Below are 19,442 nucleotides of genomic sequence, written 5' to 3'. Positions count from 1 at the left end.
GCCCTCACTTCCGTCCCTTGGCCGCATCAAGCAGCGAGACCCGTGGATTGAGCCAGCCATAAGCGAGGTCCGAGAGGATCTGTGTGGCAACGACGACCACGACGCTCACCATCGCGCAGGCCTCGACGAGGCGGATGTCGCTGTTGAGCGCGGCGTCATAGAGCAGCGTGCCAAAGCCCTTGTAGGCATAGAAGACCTCCACAACGATGACGCCGGACAAGAGCCAGGGAAACTGCAGCATGATCACTGTAACAGGCGTGATCAGCGCATTGCGCAGTGCATGACGCCAGACAATGCGCGCGGTGCTCGCACCCTTCAGCCGCGCCGTACGAACATAATGCGTGCCCATGACTTCGATCATCGAGGCGCGAGTGACACGCGCCAGATAGCCGGTGGAATAGAAGCCGAGCACCAGAACCGGCAGGATGATCTGCTGTAGCGAAAAACCGGTCAGCATGGTGCTGGCGCCGGGCAGCCAGTGCAGCCAGAACACGAAGACGGCCGAGAAGAAGACGGCGGATGCGAAATCCGGGATCGAGGTCGTGGCGATCGAGATAAACGAAATGACGCGGTCGAGAACCGAACCCGGACGCATGCCGGCGATGATGCCCGCGAACAGGCCGACCGGAACGATGATGAGCAGCGCTCCGCCCGCAAGGATGCCCGAAGCTGCAAGGCGGTCGGGGATCAGTTGGGAAACCGGCGCACGATAATAGGTGGACATGCCCCAGTCGCCGGTCACGAAGGACCAGAGCCAGCGGCCGTAACGGATGATGAAGGGATCGTCGTAACCATTGGCCGTCAGCCACTGCGCGCGCTGGGCCGGTGTCGAGAACTGGCCGAGGACCTTGACGGCGACGTCGCCGACATTGACCTCCAGCGCCAGGTAAACGAGCAGCGATACGGTGAACATCACCGCGAGAGCGCTTGCCAGTTTACGGAGAATGAAAAGTAAAACGGACACGAACCACCTCTTTGCCGGTTCGGGGCCGCCCTGATGGCGGCCCCGCCGAAGATCAAGCCTTGGCGAGCCAGACGCCATCCATGCGGAAGTAATCCGCCGGATGGAGCACGTAGCCGCGGACGGTGGTGGCTGCGGCGCTGAAGCGGTTCGGCCAGTAGGGCTGAACGATGACGCCGGAATCCTGCAGGATCTGCTGGACATCCTTCATGGCTTCGGGGCGCTTGGCCGGATCAACGACGGCAAGAGCCTTGTCGAGCGCAGCGTCGAATTCCTTGCTGGCGAAATGGCTCTCGTTCCAGGCGCCGCCCGAGCGGTAGGCCAGATCGAGCGTCATCGCGCCAAGCGGACGGTGCGCCCAGTAGGTGAGACCGAAGGGAACCTTGTCCCAGATCGGCCAGTATTGCGAGGCCGGCAGGACGTTGAGCTTCAGCCGGATGCCGGCCTCTGCCAGGTTCTGCTGCAGCACCTGCGCGGTATCCTGTTCCCAGGTACCCTGCGTGTTACCAAGCGTCAGCTCGATATCCAGGCCATCCTTGTGGCCGGCTTCTGCAAGCAGGGCCTTGGCCTTCTCGACATCGCGGGCGACCGCCGGCAGCGCGAAGTAATCAGGCTGAACCGGCGAGACGTGGAAATTGGCGCCGACTTCGCCTTCGCCGCGATAGGCGACGTCGAGCATCTGCTTGTTGTCGGCGGCAAGCTGCACGGCCTTGCGGACGCGAACATCGTCGAACGGCTTCTGGTCGGACTGCATACGCATGACGAGCGTATGCGCTGCCTTGCCCGTCAGGATCTGGATGTTCGGCAGCGACTTCATGAGATCGTATTCGGCGATCGTCGCGCGGTAGATGATATCGATCTGGCCGCTCGAAAGGGCTGCGAGATGCGTGGTGATATCGGTGCCGAGGTCGATGTACTGGATGCCGTCAAGATGAGCCGGCGTGCCCCAGTAATCGGCACGCTTGGAAAAGACAGCCTGACGGCCGACTTCGTAAGCGTCCAGCTTGAAGGGGCCGGTACCAATTGGATTGGCCGGCCAGTTGGCGCCGCCCTTGACGAAGTCGCGATGCAGCATCGGGCAGGTGTAGGAATAGAGCTGTTCGGGCAGCGAGGAGACCGCGCGCGACAGTGTGATGCGGACCGCATGATCGCCGGTCTTTTCGACCTTCTCGACGGCCGAGAAGGCGGTCTTGTTGGAAGACTGCGAATCAGGCGCGATCCAGCGCTGAATGTTGAAGATTACGTCCTCAGGCGTGAAGGCATCGCCGTTCGACCATTTGGCGCGCTCGTCGAGCTCGAAATCCCAGGTCTTGAGATCGGCAGACGGCGTCCAGCTCTTGGCCAGATAGGGATGCGTGACATTATCGGCATCGACGAAAGTGAGGAATTCCAGGCTGTTGCGATAGAGGTTCGAGGCCTCGATCCAGCTCGTCATCATCGGATCGGTCAGCTCCTGGATCTGGCAGCCGAAACGCAGCGTGCCGCCATCCGTCGGCGTTTCCTCGGCGAGTGCCGGCTTGCTGTCACCAAGGAAGGCGCTGGCGGAGGCCGCCGTCACACCGAGCCAGGCGACGGCACGCAGGAAGCCGCGGCGGTCGATCTTGCCGGCGCGAACCTGTTCACACAGTTCCGGCACCGAGGGATGCAGCGGCTTGCCGCTGTTGGTTTTCAATTCAGTCATGATCTGCCTCCTCCTTGATTGGCAGTATGGTCGCTATCAGACACCCTCTGTGCCAGACACGATGCGCAGGGCGGGCTTTTCACCGTCGTTCACCATACGATTGCTGAAGCGGCTGATGATCCAGGATCGAAATCCTGCAATCAGAGGATCCACCAGCCCTTCCGCATCGGTCTTCAGGTAATAGCCGAAGCCTTCGTAATAGTGTGCGGTAACCGGCGCAACCAAGCGGCCGCTTTCTATTTCCTCCCGAAACAGCGCCGGATCAGCGAGCACCAGTCCCTGCCCCGACAATGCGTACTGGACCCCGAGACTGGCGCTGTCGAATGTCACGCCCCGCGCCACGGCAACCCCGGCAAGACCGTTCTGCACGAGGAAGCGCTGCCAGGTAAGGTAGGGCTCCATGTCGACGATCTTGACATGGATGATCTCGTTTGCGGCGATGAAACTTGCCAGATCCGAAATCCCTCCCCGCACCAGATCGGGATGGCACAGGATCGTCGGCCGCTCCTCCCAGAGCAGGTCGGTGATCCATTCATCGACGGCCGGACGTGCATAGACGACCGCCACATCGAATTCGCTGTCCGGCACCCCGTAAGGTGTTGAAACCTCCAGAAGCACCTCAGGAAAGCTGCGTCGGAAATCCGTCAGCAGCGGCACGGTGAGCTTCATCGCAAAGCTCGGCGGCAGGTTGATGCGCAGCTTGCGCTGGCGCTGCTCATCCGGCGCACAGACCTCCTTCAGTGCCTGTTCGATACGGTCGAAGCCCTTGCCGATGCCGGCGGCAAGCGAGCGCCCGGCATCCGTCAGCGTCGTCGCCTTGTGCCCTCGTTCGAAAAGCTTGCGCCCGATGCTCTCTTCCAGACCGATGACATGCCGCGAAAGCGCGCTTTGCGAAATGTTGAGCGCAGCGGCTGCCGCCGTGAAGCTGCCATGATGCGCCACAGCCTCGAAGGCCCTGAGCGCATTCAACGGCAACCGGCGGCGATCGACCGCCGGATCCTTCTTCATCTGTGGAGAGCGATCCTCCGTCATTATCCCGCAAGCCCGCCGAACAAGACGTATTTGCTTTCCAGATATTCATCGAGCCCTTCGGCAGCACCTTCGCGACCGAGGCCGGATTGTTTGACGCCACCGAATGGCGCGACTTCCGTCGAGATCACGCCTTCGTTGATGCCAACCATGCCCGCTTCCAGCGCTTCAGCAACACGCCAGGCGCGGCCGAGATTCTGCGTGAAGAAATAGGCCGAAAGGCCGGTCTCGGTATCGTTGGCAAGCGCGATCGCCTCTTCTTCGCCCTTGAAGCGGAAGAGGCCGGCGACGGGACCGAAGGTCTCTTCGGTCGCAAGCGCCATCTCGGTCGTCATGCCGGTCAACACCGTCGGTGCATAGAACAGGCCGCCGCGCTCGTGCCGCTTGCCGCCGGTCAGCACCTTGGCGCCCTTTTCGACGGCATCACTGACATGCCGCTCGACCTTTGTCAGCGCCGGCGCATTGATGAGCGGCCCCTGCAAAGCGCCATCCTCGACGCCGGGCGCTACCTTCATCGCCGCAACCGCCTTGGCAAGCGCCTCGGCATAGCGGTCATAGATACCGTCCTCGACGAGGATGCGGTTGGCGCAGACGCAGGTCTGTCCGGTATTGCGGAATTTCGAGGCGATCGTGCCGCGCAYGGCCTGATCGATATCGGCATCGTCGAACACGATCAGCGGCGCGTTGCCACCAAGTTCGAGGCTGATGCGCTTCACCGTATCGGCACTCTGTCTCATGAGCAGCTTGCCGGTTGCAGTCGATCCCGTGAACGAGAACTTGCGCACGACCGGGCTCTTCATCCAGACGCCGACGACATCGACCGGCGACTTCGTCGTTACCACGCTGACGACGCCGGCGGGAACGCCGGCCTTTTCGCCGAGACGTGCAAGCGCCAGCGCCGAAAGCGGCGTATCCTCGGCCGGCTTGATGATGATGGTGCAGCCGGCAGCGAGCGCCGGACCGACCTTGCGGGTGATCATCGCCAACGGGAAATTCCACGGCGTGACCGCAGCCACGACGCCAACCGGCTCCTTCATCACGACAATGCGCGCATCGGCCTTGTGCGAGGGCACGACGCCGCCATGCGAGCGGCGGCCTTCCTCGGCAAACCAGGTGAGGAACCCGGCAGCATAGGCGACTTCGCCGCGCGCTTCAGCCAGCGGCTTGCCCTGCTCGGCCGTCAGGAGCCGCGCGAGGTCTTCCTGATTGGCCAGCATCAGCTCTGCCCAGCGGCGCAGCACGGCGGAGCGCTCCGAGGCTAGCGTCTTGCGCCAGGTCTTGAAAGCCCTGGCGGCAGCATCGACCGCCTGCTGGGCTTCCGCAGCGCCGCAATCCGGCACCGTCGCAAGCTCGCTGCCGTCGGCAGGATTGAGCACGACGAAGCGCTTGCTATCAACAGCACCTCCCCAGCCTCCGCCGATCAGCGCATTGTCTTCGATGAGTTTCATGTCAGGCGACCTTAGGCGTAAAGAACGGATTGCCGACCGTTGCTACGCCTTCGGCAAGCTCGGCACGCGACGGCCAACCTTTCATCAGTGCGCGCTTGGCGGCAAGATGTGTCGCAGCCTTGTTGTTATGATATACCTCTTCTGCGTCGTTTGCCGACGGATTGACCCATACGGCTGCAATCGCGACCCAGTCGTCCTCGGCTTCTGCCGGCAGCGAGCCGTCCAGCAGCGCTGCAGTAATACCGGCGGCGACACCGGCCTGGGCCGGCCCCCACGTCATCAATTCATGCGAAGAGCCTGACTCCATCACTGCCTTGGCGATGAAAAGCGTCACTGGCTTTGCCGGCAGGTTTGGTTTCAAGACCGCCTGGAACGGCAGATGGCCGGGACCGGGGCTTGCTGCCGCACCAGCGAGCGCGCCGGAAATCGGACCGTTCTTCGGGCCGAGATAGAGATTGATATGAGCAGCATTCGGGCCTGAACCCTCGAAGCCTTCACCGATGTAAAGCATTGAAATCTCCAATAGCGATGCGAGTCGAACCCATTATGCCTACGCCCATCACACCTTTGAAAGCGCGCGGGGACGACGGACCGGGTTATAGTCGTTGATCATGTCGCGCGGGCGGTAGGGCTCTTCCAGGAAGGCGCGTTCTTCGGCCGTCAGCTCGATCGCCGCAGCCTCGATGGCGGCAGTGACGTGCTCCGGGCTTTCCGTGCCGACGATCGGAACCGTGCTGTTGCCGGAGCCAATGACCCAGGCCTGGGCGATCTGGCTCGCCGTCTTGCCGCGCTTGGCGGCAATCTCGTTGACGCGCTTGGCAATCTCCTGGTCGATCTCGTCGCCGAACCAGTCGAGATAGAGGTCATGGGCGATGCGCGGGGCCGAACCGCCGCCGGCGAGATAACCGCGGGCGAGCGGCGAGAAGGTCGTGACCGCAATGCCCTCGTCCTGGCAGTAAGGCATCATTTCACGCTCTTCTTCGCGATAGAGCAGCGAATATTGGCACTGCATGTTGACGAACCGTGTCCAGCCGTTCTTGTCGGCCACATGGTTCATCTTGGCGAACTGCCAGGAATACATGGTGGAAGCGCCGATATAGCGTGCCTTGCCCGACTTCACGATGTCATGAAGCGCACACATCGTCTCTTCGATCGGCGTTTCCGGATCGAAGGCGTGGATGACATAGAGGTCGACATAGTCGGTACCCATCTGCTTCAGCGACTTGTCGATCGACGCCATCAGATGCTTGCGCGACAGGCCCTTGTCGTTCGGATCGTCGCTCATCGGGTAGAAGGCCTTGGTGGCGAGCACCAGCTTTTCGCGATCCGTCAGCGACAGCAGCGTGCGGGCAACGACCTGTTCGTTGACACCGATCGAATACCAGTCCGCCATGTCGAAGAAATTGATGCCGACATCGAGCGCCTTCTTCAGGATCGGTACGGACTTCTCCTCGTCGAGCACCCAACCCTTCCACTTGGATGTCCCGATACCCATGGTACCAAGGCAAAGCGACGAAACCTTCAGGCCGGTCTGGCCAAAGCGCACATATTCCACAGCAATGTCCTAAAAGTGTTTCTCCCTTCTAAGACTATGCAGTGGCGACACTATTGTGACAAATAGGTTTATTCGATGCGGCTATCTCAAAATGAGATACGGTGCCATCAACCGGCCGCAGGAGCTTGTGCCGCAGGCTTTCCCCTGGCGGATCTGATGTCCAGCAGCACCGCAAGAAGCCCGTAAACTGCAGCAAGTATCCACAGCGTAAGGAAAGGCCCCCGGACTGCCTGAAGCGGAGCGCCAAGCTGCGACACCTCGACGATGCCATTGATAGCGCTGGTGCTCGGCAGAAGAACGGTCAGCGTTCGCAGCGGCTCGGGTATGGCTTCGCTCGGCCATGAAAAACCGGCAAGGAACATGAAAGGCAGCCCTAGCGTGGCACATACGAGCTGAACCGCGAGCGGCCTGCGGAACAAGGTCGCAATCACCATGCCGAGCGCGGCGACTGCCAGGACGAAGGGCAGGCAGAAAGCAAAGATCGTCAGCAACCCGCCCAGGCGGGGAATGCCGTATAGGTAAGGCAGCACGATCAGATAGAAGGGCAGCACGATCGCCTCGATGACGAGATAGGCAAGCAACCTGCCGCCGACACGGGCAAGCGGGCCAGCCGCCGAAGCAGCCGGGTTGCGCACCGCGGCATCATTGCCGATCGTCCCAAGTAGGCCAACGCCGATCAGCAGTGTCTGCTGCAGGATCAGAACAAAGGCCGCGGGCAGGATATAGGTGGCATAGCCGCCCTGCGGATTGAAGAGCGCGACCGCCGTCAACGGCATGGGATCGGGGGCAGCTGCCGCCAGCACCGGGTCGATATTGGCCGCAATCAGCCGCGCCGTCTCGATTTCGGCACCCATGGTCCTCGCAACGGCAACGACCGCGCCGGCAATGCGCTGATAGATCAGGAAATAGCTGGCATCGCCATAAAGTGCCACTGGCGACTGTCGTCCATGCAAGAGATCACGTTCGAAATATTGAGGGATGACCAGAATGCCGTAGAGCTGGCGTCCTTGCACCGCCCGCTCCGCACTGACCTGATCCGGCAGCGTTGCAGCCACCGCGACATCGCTCGACGCATCGATACGGCGCACCAGTTCACGGCTGCTCGTCGTATCGTCGAGATCGACGACGGCGATCGGCACGTCGCGTAGCGCCTCATTGGCATAGGGCTGCGGATAGTAGAGGGCATAGATCAGCGGCCCAAAGACCAGTACCGCGAGCGCCGGGCGCAGGGTCAGGATGCGGATCAGCTCGATACGGAAGATCGCCAGCAAGGCCCTCATGGCGTGACCTCCCTCAATCTCCGCGCCGCCCGTCGCTGCCGGCGGATGCGGAACACTTCAAGCCGCAGCGCCGTCACGATTGCCAGCGTCAGGACGAATATGCCGAGCACCATCAGCGGCCTCAGCGACAAGTCGACGGGCGTGCCACGGATCGTCTGATCGATCCTCGCCATCAGATACCAGGTGCCGGGAATGAGTTCGCCCCACCAGTAGGAAAAGCCGTTCATTGCCAGACGTGGAAAGCCGATGCCCATATAGCCGAAGGACGGTGCGAAGATCAGCGTGCCGACGCTGATGGCGCTTGCGACCGGCCGCAGGAAAAGCGCGAGCAGCACGCCGATGAACTGGTTTGCGAGGATGAAGAGCAGCCCGGCAACGACGAGGATCCAGCGCTCGCCCCGGAGCGGCATGTCGAGCAGGCCGAAGAGAATGGCGTCGGACAGGCCGAGAACCACGAGGAAGATCAGCGTGTAGGGCAGTATCTTGCCGGCCATCGCCGGCCAGAGACCGCCGCCGAGCCGCCGCAGGATGACAAGGCGGTGCATTGTTTCCGCATCCATGCCGACCGTGTAGGCCATGGTGGTAACGATCACCACCTGCAGCAAGGCGGGCATCAACGCTGCCAGCAGAAAATGCGCGTAGTTGAGCGTCGGATTGAAGAGCGGATTGACCTGCACGGGGATCGGAGAAAGATCGGCTTGCGCAATCTCGACCGGCTGGCCCTGTGCCGTGCGCAGCGCCAGGCGGATGCCCGCGGCCACGGTCGGCACGGCGGCACTGACGCCCCTGAGCGTAAGATTACCGGTTGTCAGCGTCTGCGTATTGTAAAAGAACACCACCTCTGGACGCCGACCGGCAAAAACATCGCGCTCCAGATTGAGTGGCAGCATCAGCAGTCCGTGAACCCTGCCGGACAGGATGAGCGCACGGCCTTCCGTGAGATCGCTGACATTGACGGCGACAGCGGTATCAGGCGTCGCGTCGACAGCCCGGATGATCGTTCTCGAAAGATCGCTGCCGTCGAGGTCGAGCACGGCGATCGGCAGCCGTGTCGCCAGCCCCGCGCTGAAAACGATGGCAAGCACGCCCATCAGCAGCAACGGGAGCAGCGTCGTCAGGAAAAGCAGAAACGGCCGGCGATAGAACCAGTAGAACTCCCGCCGGAACACCAGGAGGAAGCCGGGGCGAAGCCCGCCGGGCGGCTTCATCTCAACGCCCCGCCGGCGGCCAGGAAGCGATGACGCTCATGCCCGGCCGCAGCCCTTCGAGGGGATTGGCCGGAACGGCGCGCACCTCGAAGGTGCGCAGGTCGAAATCCCCGGTCGCGCGTGTCGCACGCCACGTCGCATATTGCCCCTGCGCGTTGATCATCGTTACCTTGACCGGAATCGAGCCACCGCCGAGCGCCGGAACGGTGACATCGAAGCCATCCCCCACCTTGAGGCCCTTCAGCAGGTCCTCGCGAAGATTGAATGTGAACCAGGGGTTCTGCAGGTCGATGATCGAAAACAGGGGCGAACCGGCACTGAAATTTTCGCCAAGCTCGGCGACGCGCGTCGTCACCTGGCCTGATATCGGCGCATGGATGACCAGTTCCGAAACATCGACCTGCCGCTGATTGAGGGACGCGCGCGCTTGCTCCACCTGAGCGGCGGCAAGCGCTTTCTCTTCCTTGCTGGAACCGGCTATCGCAAGCCGTGCATTGGCGGCTGCAGATTCCTGCTTGCGGATCGCGGCTTCCAGATTGCGGGCAGTCTGCTCAACCTGCGCCTGTGAGGAGGCGCCCGTCGTGATCAACCGGGCCTGACGAGCAGACTCTTCCTGATAAAGCGTGACATCGGCACTTGCCGCTGCAAGCTCGGCATTGGCCGCATCGATCGTTTCGGGGCGCGTGCTGTTGACGCGGGTGAGATCAGCCTCTGAAACGCCGACTGCCGCTTCGGCCAAATGCAGCGTCGCCGTTAATTGCGGGCTTTCCAGCTCGGCGATAACGGTGCCCTTTTCGACATTGTCGCCGACATCGGCATTGAGCTTGAGAATGCGGCCGGCAACCCGTGGGCTGATATCGACGCGGTTGGCGGATACCTCGCCCTGTACCACCAGCGGCGGCGGTCGCGTCGCAAACCACAAGAGAACACCAAGAACGACAAGGGCTATAATCCCCACGACTGCCCGAACCATTCCTGCTGCCTTCATCGGTACCCTCGTTCAGATGGAGTGTTCCGGCTGACTGTGTCTCAGGATTATTCCGCTGGCAATATGACAAGCACGCAGCGGCGCCTCCGCATGCCATGAAGTCTTGATCGCGTCCGGGGAACTTCATCGGCTCCACTTGCCACCTATTGCGATTGCGGAAGTCGTCCGGAAAGGTTTCAAAACCGTTCGCCCGAGCAAACCGACCTGCCGCTTTGTATGGCCGGACCAAAACCTAAGTATAGTTATGTCTCAGGGCTCTTGGATCTACCTTCTACTCGTAGCTCGGAACCGACCTGACCATTCACGGTTTCAAGCTAACCCGGTGGCACCGCCCCTTGCCACCTCCAGGGCAGGCGTCCCCCTCCGCCGAAGCCCCGCGGATACTCCCATCCGCCATAGACCGTCCCGCCGCCCGGGACGGTCTTTCTTTTTGACACGCGCAGACAATTTGGCCCATGCTTCCAACACTTTGGTATAGTTTTGCGCCGATAAACACGTCATTAAGGTAACCGCGCACTAGACTGTATGGATAGTAGACCGAAACCAACGGCGAGCGGGTATGGTATCATCAATTACATTGAAACTGATCAACCGGCGGGGAACAGTCTCGCATGAGATCGCGCTCGGCCTGATCGCACTGGCGCTGGCTGTCGCCGTGTTCTATGTCGATGCCTTCACCGAGATCGAAAGCGCCATCGCCGTTCTCTATGTTATCGTGCTGCTGCTAGCAGCCGAAATTCTGACGAGGATCGGCACCACCCTCCTTGCAATTGTCTCCATCATCCTTACGCTTTTCGCCTATTTCTATTCGCATGGCTTTGAGGAGAATGTCCCCGCCCAACTACGGTTGGCTGTTTCCCTCGCCGCCATTACAATCACCTGTGCCCTAATCCTCAGAAACGAAACCGCGCGCGTCGGCCTCATCGAAGCCAACTTGCATCTTCGTGACAGCGAAACCCGCTATCGCTACATCTTCGAGCACAGCCGTATTGCACTCTGGGAGCGCGATTATTCTGCAGTGCGATCCTTCTTGATGTCTTTGAAGGCGGAAGGTGTGAGCGATCTCAAAGACTATTATCGAACAAATCCAGGCGTCATCGTTGCCTGCACAGGCCTTATTCGCACCATCGCCGCAAACGACGCTGCAATGGAGCTGCTGGGCCATATGACCGACGGCCTGCACTCGCGCACGATGCGCCGCTACATCGCGCCCGATGACGACACCTTTTTGGACCTGATGGATGCGATCTTCTGTGGCGAACGTCATTTCGAGGGCAAGGGCAATCTGATCACGGAGAATGGCGAAAGCAGGCTTGTCATCATGAGCATGAGTTTTCCGGAAGATCCCTCCGCCTTCAATCGCGTGGTGGTGGGCATGGTGGATATCACCCAGCGGGAAATGATGCAGAAGGCCCTTCGCGAGGCTCAGGATGAGCTTGCCCGAGCTTCACGCGCCGCGACCGTCGGCACACTGTCCGCCTCGCTCGCTCACGAACTCAATCAGCCGCTTGGCGCCATCGTCGTCAACGCCCAGACGCTGCTCAGATGGCTGAACCGCGAGCCGCCGGATCTCGCCGCCGTGCGCCGTTCGGCCGAGCGCATCATTCGCGACAGTCAGCGCGCGAGCGAAATCATCCACAATACCCGCTCCATGCTGACGCAGGGCGATCGCACACCCGAACAGGTCGATCTCGAGACGCTGATCGAGGAAACACGCGCCCTGATGGAGCACGACTTCCAGCGCGACATGGTCGAGTTCGATGTCAGCCCAGCCGAAGCGCCGCTCACGGTGAAGGCGATCCGCATCGAACTGCAACAGGTCCTCATCAACCTCGTCACCAATGCAGTCCAGGCCATGCGAGAAACGGCAATCGACCGGCGCAAGATTCTGGTCTCGCTCGGCAGGAAGGATGATATATTCGTCAGCCTCTCCGTCAGGGATTTCGGCCCCGGCATCAGCGAGGAGGCCATGGCGAAGCTCTTCACACCCTTCTTCACGACCAAGCCCTCTGGAATGGGCATGGGGCTCTCCATCTGCCGCAGTACGCTGGAAGCAAGAGGCGGCCAGTTGATTGCCGGCAATCATCCTGAGGGGGGCGCCATCTTCGAAATGATCATACCGATTGAGGACGACCATGACCAACACTAGCGCCGCATCGAAGGCAACCTCTCAATCGGCATCGCCGATTGTCTATGTCGTCGATGATGACGAATCCATTCGCGAGTCGCTTGTCGACCTCTTCCGGTCGATCCAGATGGACGCCGTCTCCTTCGCGACAACGACCGCCTTCCTCGATACCGCCGACCTGCGCCGGCCGGGCTGCATTCTCCTCGACATACGCCTGCCAGGTCTCAGCGGACTGGATTTCCAGCTTCATCTGGAGCGGATCGGCAGCAGGATGCCGATCGTCTTCATGACCGGCTTCGGCGATATTCCGATGAGTGTGCGCGCCATGAAGGCCGGTGCTGTCGACTTCCTCACCAAGCCCTTCCGAGACCAGGATATTCTCGATGCGGTCGGCATCGCGATCGAGAAGGATATGGGCCGCCGGCGGGAAATGGCGGCAAGCGATGCGGTCGCCTCACTTGTCGATACGCTGACACCCCGCGAGCGGGAAGTCATGGCCGCCGTCGTCAAGGGTCTGATGAACAAGCAGATCGCCTACGATCTCGGCATCAGCGAGATTACAGTGAAGCTCCATCGCGGCAACGTCATGCGCAAGATGCAGGTTCGATCGGTGGCCGATCTGGTGCGCAAGGCCGAAATGCTGGAAGGCAGATAGCGGAACCTAGACCCTTGTATGGTACCGCGACATGGCCTCGATCTCTTAATATAGCCTAACGTAATGTAAGAATAAGCAAGGCTAGCAATCTCGTGTCACATACATCCACAATCGCTGTCGTCGATGACGACCAGGCTATCCGGGAGGCGCTTGACGATCTGATCCAGTCTTGCGGCTACCAGAGCAAGCTTTTCTGCTCGGCGGAAGAGTTTCTGGCCTTTAATGACAGGGCGGCCATCGACTGCATGCTGGTCGACGTCAAGATGCCCGGACTGAGCGGGATCGAACTGCAGGCAATCCTCAACGGCGAACCTGAAAAACCGCCGATGATCTTCATGACATCCTATCGCGACGAAAGAACCCGCACAGCCGCCATGGAAGGCGGTGCGCTGGCCTTTCTGGGCAAGCCGGTCGAATTCGATTCTCTCATCAACTATCTTGAAATGGCTTTGAAGCCGTAAGGCTCAGCAGGGGAGTATTGTTTCCGCCAAAAGATCAAATCAAATTATACACCTATGTATAATTCAGGATGGAAGCAATAAAGACTATAGTTAACCTCGTTGGATCCGGTAAGGCGGACAGAAGAAACGAGGTGAACGCCATGATAAAGCTCAAGCGCCCAATATTTATCAGCGTCGGAAAGAATATCCTCATGGATGTGATCTTTTCGAACATCGTGACCGGTGTGAATTACAAGTTCCACTGTGCGCTTCTGCGTCTGGAACCGGAAAACCCGATCTACGAATACCAGCCAGTCCGCATTGCCGCGTACCGTCGCCCGGAAGAAATCAACCGGACGCCTTTCTGATCCCCCTCCTCCTGGCGCTGACCGGCTCCCTCCCGGCCGGTCAGTGCATTTGCCGGCAGACGATCCATGATCCTCAAGAATAGGGCAAAGTTCTCCTTACCAGGGGACGCAGCCAGCGCCACAGTCCATGCCGATCCCACGAGAAGTTTCTCCGCTGCCCTCCAACATGTCATGCAGGCACATGGCTTCCGCTTCTTTCTGGCTGCCAGCTTTCCGCAGGCTGACAAGCTCGGCTTTCGTACCAATATCATTGCCGGCAACTGGCCACAGGAGCTGATCGACCGCTACGACGCTTCCGATCTCTTTTGGCGCAGCCAGCTGATCGAGGACCTGAAGAAGACCATCATGCCGATCTATTCCGGCACGGGCATGTTCGCCCAGCCCGGCAACGCAAGCAACTCGGAAAAACTCGCCCGCAATTTCGAGGATCTCGGCCTTCACAACACCATCAGCTTTACACTGCATGACGCCATTCTCAGGCACTACGTCATCATGTTCTCTGGCCTGCGCAGCCCGCCCGACGAGCAGGAATGCGCGCGCATGGTCTTTGCCGTATTGAAGTCGCTGGACAGCTTCAGCCTGGCGACCGAGCCGCCGCTCGCCGATTACGAGCGCCTGACCGTTCGCGAGATCGAATGCCTGCGCTGGTCAGCCTCCGGCAAGAGCAGCGAGGAGATCGCCATCATCCTGCATATTTCCGCCCATACGGTGAACGGTTACCTGAAAACGGCGATGCGCAAGCTCGATGCCGTCAACCGCATGCAGGCCGTCGTGAGAGCCTATCGTTTCCGTCTCATCTGAAGGCCTCCGGGCTCTAAGACGCTCCCCGGATTGAGGCCGCCTCAAGCAACACTGCGCGACCGCCGACGAGATATCTGCCGCCACATATCAGCGGAGATCGGCATCAAGGAAAGGGGCCAGATTCCGCCAAACCGGGCGTGAACCGCCTCAACCTGCGCATGCAAGGCAAATACTTGCCTTATAGTTTTCGTTGTCGACAGAGCATGCTAAGCTCCTGGTGGGAGGGACATTTCCTGGGAGTTCTCTTGTCCGCCGAACACACGTCAACCGATATAGTCCACGCCGCGGGCGATCCGCGGTATACAGACTCGCGTCAACGCGCCGAAGCGGTTGCCGCGCGTCTTGTCACTGAACAGCATGACAGGCCATCACTCGTTTCCACTATCGCCCGCGAAGTAGCAGCCGAAATCATCGAGGACATTCGCAAGCCGGGCGATGACCTGAACTCCGTCGAGCTTGCACGGCGCTACAAGACGAGCCGGACGCCGATCCGCGAAGCACTGATGCTTCTGGAAAAGGAAGGGCTCGTCGAAATCCCGCCGCGCCGTCGCCCGCGCGTTGCCAGTCTTTCGATCAAGGAAATTCGCGATATCTACCGCGTCCGTGCCAATCTCCTGGAACTGATCGCCGGCGATATTGCGCGTGATGTGTCGCTGGACGATATCCGCACCCTGCAGCCGATCATGCAACTCATGGAAACCGCGAGCAAGGCCGGCGACGTGAACGCCTATTTCTGGGCAAATATCGACTTTCACGAACGCAATACCGAACTCGCAGGTAATCGCACGGTCAAGAAGATCGTCGATTCCCTGCTTTTGAGAACACTTCGCTTGCGCCGTATCAGTCTATCCCAGCCCGGCCGCCTGCAGAAATCCTACGAGGACCACGAACGCCTGTGCCGTGCCTATGAGGATCGCGATCCGATACTCGCAGCTGCGCTCATCCGATCCAACCATGTGACCGGTCTTTCGGTGCTTGAGAACATCTTTTCACAGTAAGGGATATCAGGGAAAACGGCATGACAGGCATTACCGACCTCTCAGTCCTTCTCGCGACGATGGAGCCGGAATTGGTGGCAGGCGAATTCGTCTATTGTGCCGTGCCGGCCTCGCGGCTGGAAGACTATCTCCATCTTCGCCCGCTTGCCCTGTTTCATGAAAAGGAAGGCCTGACACTCATCCTGCCGCAGGATAGGGCGACCGAGGCCGGCCTGCAGGCAAGCGCGCCGCTGCGGCAGATCACGCTGAAAGTGCATTCCTCACTTGAAGCCGTAGGCCTGACAGCCGCCTTCTCCCAGGCCTTGAAGGAGGTCGGCATCAGCGCCAACGTGGTCGCGGGCTATTACCACGACCACATTTTCGTGCCGGCCGGCGACGCCGATCGGGCCGTCGAAGCGCTGAGGCGGCTTTCGGCGGCGAGCCGGAGCTAAGCAATTCCAGCAAAATCGGTTTAGCTGGAACTGCTTGCAAACAGAAAATCAGGTCGGCGGTGCGTCGAGTGCGTGCAGAATGCCGCGCAACTCTGCAAGGCCGCGAAGACGGCCGATTGCCGGGTAGCCGGGTGTGACATTCTTCTGCAAGTCGTCAAGCATGCGGTGGCCGTGATCCGAACGGAAGACGATCGACTGGTCGGCGCTGCGGCGGCGGTCCTCAGCCACCAGTTCCTTCAGCACGGAAACCATGTTCACGTCGCCTTCAAGATGCGCGCTTTCATGGAAGGTGCGACCATCGCCCTCGCGGGTCGTGGCCCGAAGATGCGCGAAATAGATACGCGAGGCGAAACGGCGAGCAATCGCCGGCAGGTCGTTGCCGGCACGCACGCCGAGGCTGCCGGTGCAATAGCACATGCCGTTGGCGGCCGCCGGGACGGCATCGAAAAGCGCCGCATAGTCCTCTGCCGTCGAAGCAATGCGCGGCAGACCAAAGAGCGAGCGCGGCGGGTCGTCGGGATGCAGCGTCAGCTTGACGCCGCGCGCTTCCGCAACCGGCACCACGGCCTCGAGGAATTCGATGAGATGCTGGCGAAGCTTCTTCGCGTCGATGCCCTGATAGGCAACAAGCTTCTCGCGGAAGGCCGGAATGGTCAGCGGTTCGGTTGTCGAACCGGGCAGAGCCGAGGTGATGATGCGGGTGACTTCGGCAATCTCCGCTTCCGTCATGCTTTCATAGACAGCCTTGGCTCGTGTCTTGTCTTCTTCAGAATATTCTTCGGCAGCACCGGGACGCTCCAGCACGAAAAGCTCGAAGGCGGCAAAACGCTCATGATCGAAGCGCATGGCGGTGGCGCCGGTCGGCGTCACGTAATCGAGGTCGGTGCGCGTCCAGTCAACGACAGGCATGAAATTGTAGCAGACGATCGGGATGCCGCAGGCGGCCACCGCCTCGAGGCTGGCGATCCAGGCCTCGATTTCCGCCTTTGCCTGACCACCCTTGCGCTTGACCGCATCGGGGATCGGAATGCTTTCGACGACGCTCCAGGTCAGCTGCGAACGTCCGGCCGGCGTGGTTTCGATTAGCGCCTGGCGCTCGCGTACTTCCGCCTCTGTCCAGGCACGGCCGATCGGCACCTGATGCAGCGACGAAACGATGTTCGTCGCACCCGTCTGGCGCACCTCGTCCAGCGTGACCGGCGCCTCCGGCCCGAACCATCTCCAACCTTGCCGCATCTCGTCTTTCTCTCCTTTTGTATCTGCGTTTTGTCGTTCCGCCGTCAGCAGAAATAGTCGGGGAACTGCGAGCRCAGCTCCGCGACGTCAGGTATAACGGCGCTTAGGTGATGAATCATGGCTTCTCGCGCCGCCCCGATATCATGGGCAGCAATGGCGTCGCGGATCACCATATGCTCGCGCACGACATTGTCCATGCGCCCGAGCACCGGCAGCGTCAGCCGTCGTGCCCGGTCGATCTGCACCTTCACCGTCTTCAGAATGGTCCAGATGCCGGGATAGCCGGCAATCTGTGCGATCGCCTCGTGGAAGGCCTCGTCTTCTTCGTGAAAGCTCGAAGCGTTGCCGAGTGCGGCATGCGTCTTCTGGCGGGCGATGATCGCATCCAGCCGCGCAATATCGGCCCCCGTCGCAATGCCAGCGGCTATCTCGACCGTCGTCCCCTCAAGCGCCTTGCGCACGACGACCGCTTCCGGAATGGCCGAGACCGGCACTCGCGAAACCACCGTGCCCGATTGCGGATAGATATCGACGAGTCCACCCTCGGACAGTCTCAGCAGCGCCTCGCGCACCGGCGTTCGGCTCACACCGAAATCCTCTGCGATCCGCTTTTCCTGCAGCACGGTACCGGGCGGGATCCTCAGAGAGACGATATCGGCATGCAACCGCTCGTGGATTGCGACGGCCGTCGTCACGCGGCGGATCTTTCCGCCCGCGTCGTGGGGCGCCGGGAAGGCAAGGATTTCAGGGTCGGAAGCTTGCCGCATGCATGGTCTCGGGACGTTGACACTTTCGTGCATACTAGTATATCAATTGAACCCTGTTGCCAAGATATGCCGCGGAGGAGAACGGCGACATGGCATTGCACCCGGAGGAAAAGCTTCGAGCTGCGAGCATTTGATGCTGCCGGAAAGCCGGCGCATCGAAGCATTGGACGTGCATTGCGATGCAAACGGGCGGGCTCGGGGCAAAGGCCGGCACCGCCGCAAAGGAGGAGGATAGAATGAAGATTACACGCAGAACCTTCGTCGGCGGAGCTGCCGGCGTCGCCGCGGCCGGAATGTTGCCGCTTCGCGCCTTCGCACAGGCCAAGGCGCCGGCAAAGCCGGTCACCATCACCATCGTCGACGTCGCGGGCAACCTGGCGCTGACGCAGGGCATGTTCGAGAACTACGCCAAGGCCAAGCCTGAATTCGTCGCCAGCTTTTCCTTCACCAAGGCCCCCGCTCCGGAACTGCCGGCTAAAATCCAGGCCCAGCAGGCTGCCGGCAAGGTCGATATCGACCTCGTGCTGACGGGCACGGACGCGCTTTCGGCCGGTGTCGACCAGGGTCTCTGGGTCGACCTCTCCGCCAAGAAATCCGCCCTTCCCAATCTTGAAAGCATCCTGCTGCCGCAGGCTTTCAAGATGCAGGCACTCGCCAAGGACCAGGGCGTCGTCATCACCTACTACCCGTCCGGCCCGCTGATCGAATATATGCCGGACAAGGTGGCGACCCCGCCGAAGACGGCGCAGGAGCTGCTCGACTGGACAAAGCAGAACAAGAACAAGTTCCTCTATGCGCGCCCCGCCAATTCCGGCCCAGGCCGCACGCTGCTGATGGGCCTGCCCTATCTTCTCGGCGACAGCAATCCGCGCGATCCGGTCAACGGCTGGGCCAAGACCTGGGAATATCTCGCCGCTCTCGGCGAAAACATCGAATATTACCCGACCGGCACCGCAGTGGTCTTCAAGGAACTCGGCGAAGGCACGCGTGACATCGTCGCAACCACCACCGGCTGGGACATCAACCCACGCGCGCTCGGCATCGTTCCCGAGGAAGCCAAGGTCGGCAAGCTCGAAGGCTTCCATTGGGTCACCGACGCTCACTATGCGGCGATCCCGAAAGGCGTTTCCGACGAGAAGGTTGGCGTTCTGCTCGACGTCCTGAACTTCATCTATCAGCCGCAACAGCAAGCAATCGCCTATGATGCCGGCTACTTCTATCCAGGCCCGGCGGTAAAGGATGTCACGCTCGAGATGGCGCCTGCAGAAAGCCAGGAAACCATCAAGGAATTCGGCCGGCCGGAATATGCCGACTGGATCGCCGGCAGCCCGCTGGAAGTGCCGCTCGAGCCCAAGCAGCTCGTCCAGGCTTTCCGCATCTGGGACGAGAAGATCGGCGCCAAGAAGGGCTGATTATCGGTGATTGAAATGAGCCGGCGCCGGGTATCTCGGCGCCGGATTTCTAACGG

Annotated in this window: 19 protein-coding genes; 8 read left to right on the top strand and 11 right to left on the bottom strand. The window is 60.7% G+C overall.

What is annotated here, in order from left to right; translation table 11 throughout:
• Positions 1–4 precede the first annotated feature (4 nt).
• The 9 genes from AC1DF8_RS20760 to AC1DF8_RS20720 form a co-directional block, all read right to left on the bottom strand.
• Positions 5–964, bottom strand: a complete 960-nt coding sequence (locus AC1DF8_RS20760; protein WP_348649764.1) for an ABC transporter permease — start codon at positions 962–964, stop codon at positions 5–7.
• A gap of 52 nt (positions 965–1,016) precedes the next feature.
• Positions 1,017–2,642: an ABC transporter substrate-binding protein gene (locus AC1DF8_RS20755; protein ID WP_018114701.1), complete on the bottom strand. Its 1,626-nt coding sequence runs from the start codon at positions 2,640–2,642 to the stop codon at positions 1,017–1,019.
• A gap of 36 nt (positions 2,643–2,678) precedes the next feature.
• Complete coding sequence (locus tag AC1DF8_RS20750) at positions 2,679–3,650, bottom strand: LysR family transcriptional regulator (protein WP_246715475.1); 972 nt, start codon at positions 3,648–3,650, stop codon at positions 2,679–2,681.
• A gap of 23 nt (positions 3,651–3,673) precedes the next feature.
• Positions 3,674–5,119, bottom strand: a complete 1,446-nt coding sequence (locus AC1DF8_RS20745) for an NAD-dependent succinate-semialdehyde dehydrogenase (RefSeq protein ID WP_478154740.1) — start codon at positions 5,117–5,119, stop codon at positions 3,674–3,676.
• A gap of 1 nt (position 5,120) precedes the next feature.
• Positions 5,121–5,630 (bottom strand): formaldehyde-activating enzyme, encoded by a 510-nt coding sequence (fae, locus tag AC1DF8_RS20740; protein ID WP_018114704.1) that lies wholly within the window; start codon positions 5,628–5,630, stop codon positions 5,121–5,123.
• Positions 5,631–5,678: 48 nt separating this feature from the next.
• On the bottom strand, positions 5,679–6,674 hold the full coding sequence (locus AC1DF8_RS20735; protein WP_113208980.1) for an aldo/keto reductase: 996 nt from the start codon (positions 6,672–6,674) through the stop codon (positions 5,679–5,681).
• 107 nt (positions 6,675–6,781) lie between these two features.
• Positions 6,782–7,954: an ABC transporter permease gene (locus AC1DF8_RS20730; protein ID WP_478154738.1), complete on the bottom strand. Its 1,173-nt coding sequence runs from the start codon at positions 7,952–7,954 to the stop codon at positions 6,782–6,784.
• The gene (locus tag AC1DF8_RS20725) at positions 7,951–9,162 is read right to left on the bottom strand and encodes an ABC transporter permease (RefSeq protein WP_478154736.1); all 1,212 of its coding nucleotides are present in this window, start codon (positions 9,160–9,162) and stop codon (positions 7,951–7,953) included. Before AC1DF8_RS20725 ends, AC1DF8_RS20730 begins: the two co-directional genes overlap by 4 nt.
• 1 nt (position 9,163) lies before the next feature.
• Positions 9,164–10,150: an HlyD family secretion protein gene (locus AC1DF8_RS20720; RefSeq protein ID WP_113014886.1), complete on the bottom strand. Its 987-nt coding sequence runs from the start codon at positions 10,148–10,150 to the stop codon at positions 9,164–9,166.
• Positions 10,151–10,709: 559 nt separating this feature from the next.
• On the opposite strand from AC1DF8_RS20720, the gene AC1DF8_RS20715 reads away from it, so the two are divergent.
• The 7 genes from AC1DF8_RS20715 to AC1DF8_RS20685 all read left to right on the top strand — a co-directional run bounded on the left by AC1DF8_RS20715 (position 10,710) and on the right by AC1DF8_RS20685 (position 15,971).
• The gene (locus tag AC1DF8_RS20715) at positions 10,710–12,299 is read left to right on the top strand and encodes an ATP-binding protein (protein ID WP_113204125.1); all 1,590 of its coding nucleotides are present in this window, start codon (positions 10,710–10,712) and stop codon (positions 12,297–12,299) included.
• Entirely contained in the window at positions 12,286–12,933 is a 648-nt protein-coding gene (locus AC1DF8_RS20710) for a response regulator transcription factor (RefSeq protein ID WP_018114708.1), read from the top strand. The genes AC1DF8_RS20715 and AC1DF8_RS20710 overlap by 14 nt, the downstream gene beginning before the upstream one ends.
• Positions 12,934–13,025: 92 nt before the next feature.
• Positions 13,026–13,394, top strand: a complete 369-nt coding sequence (locus tag AC1DF8_RS20705; protein ID WP_018114709.1) for a response regulator transcription factor — start codon at positions 13,026–13,028, stop codon at positions 13,392–13,394.
• Between the two features lie 140 nt (positions 13,395–13,534).
• A complete protein-coding gene (locus AC1DF8_RS20700) occupies positions 13,535–13,741 on the top strand; it encodes a hypothetical protein (protein WP_112543918.1) in 207 nt (68 codons plus the stop codon).
• Between the two features lie 66 nt (positions 13,742–13,807).
• Positions 13,808–14,542, top strand: coding sequence for a helix-turn-helix transcriptional regulator (locus AC1DF8_RS20695; protein WP_029616400.1), 735 nt, complete (start codon positions 13,808–13,810; stop codon positions 14,540–14,542).
• 245 nt (positions 14,543–14,787) lie between these two features.
• On the top strand, positions 14,788–15,540 hold the full coding sequence (locus AC1DF8_RS20690; RefSeq protein WP_478154732.1) for a GntR family transcriptional regulator: 753 nt from the start codon (positions 14,788–14,790) through the stop codon (positions 15,538–15,540).
• 20 nt (positions 15,541–15,560) lie between these two features.
• Complete coding sequence (locus tag AC1DF8_RS20685) at positions 15,561–15,971, top strand: ACT domain-containing protein (RefSeq protein WP_018114713.1); 411 nt, start codon at positions 15,561–15,563, stop codon at positions 15,969–15,971.
• Between the two features lie 48 nt (positions 15,972–16,019).
• Here AC1DF8_RS20685 and uxuA read toward each other — a convergent pair whose 3' ends face one another.
• The gene (uxuA, locus tag AC1DF8_RS20680; RefSeq protein WP_018114714.1) at positions 16,020–17,207 is read right to left on the bottom strand and encodes a mannonate dehydratase; all 1,188 of its coding nucleotides are present in this window, start codon (positions 17,205–17,207) and stop codon (positions 16,020–16,022) included.
• A 44-nt stretch (positions 17,208–17,251) separates the two neighbouring features.
• Positions 17,252–17,974, bottom strand: a complete 723-nt coding sequence (locus tag AC1DF8_RS20675) for a GntR family transcriptional regulator (protein ID WP_478154729.1) — start codon at positions 17,972–17,974, stop codon at positions 17,252–17,254.
• Between the two features lie 236 nt (positions 17,975–18,210).
• On the opposite strand from AC1DF8_RS20675, the gene AC1DF8_RS20670 reads away from it, so the two are divergent.
• Complete coding sequence (locus AC1DF8_RS20670; protein WP_029616401.1) at positions 18,211–19,386, top strand: extracellular solute-binding protein; 1,176 nt, start codon at positions 18,211–18,213, stop codon at positions 19,384–19,386.
• The last annotated feature ends 56 nt before the right edge of the window (positions 19,387–19,442 follow it).

Source organism: Rhizobium sp. 05N49, from assembly GCF_056396805.1.
Note: the sequence above shows the minus strand (reverse complement) of the source record. Positions and strands in the feature narration are given on the sequence as shown.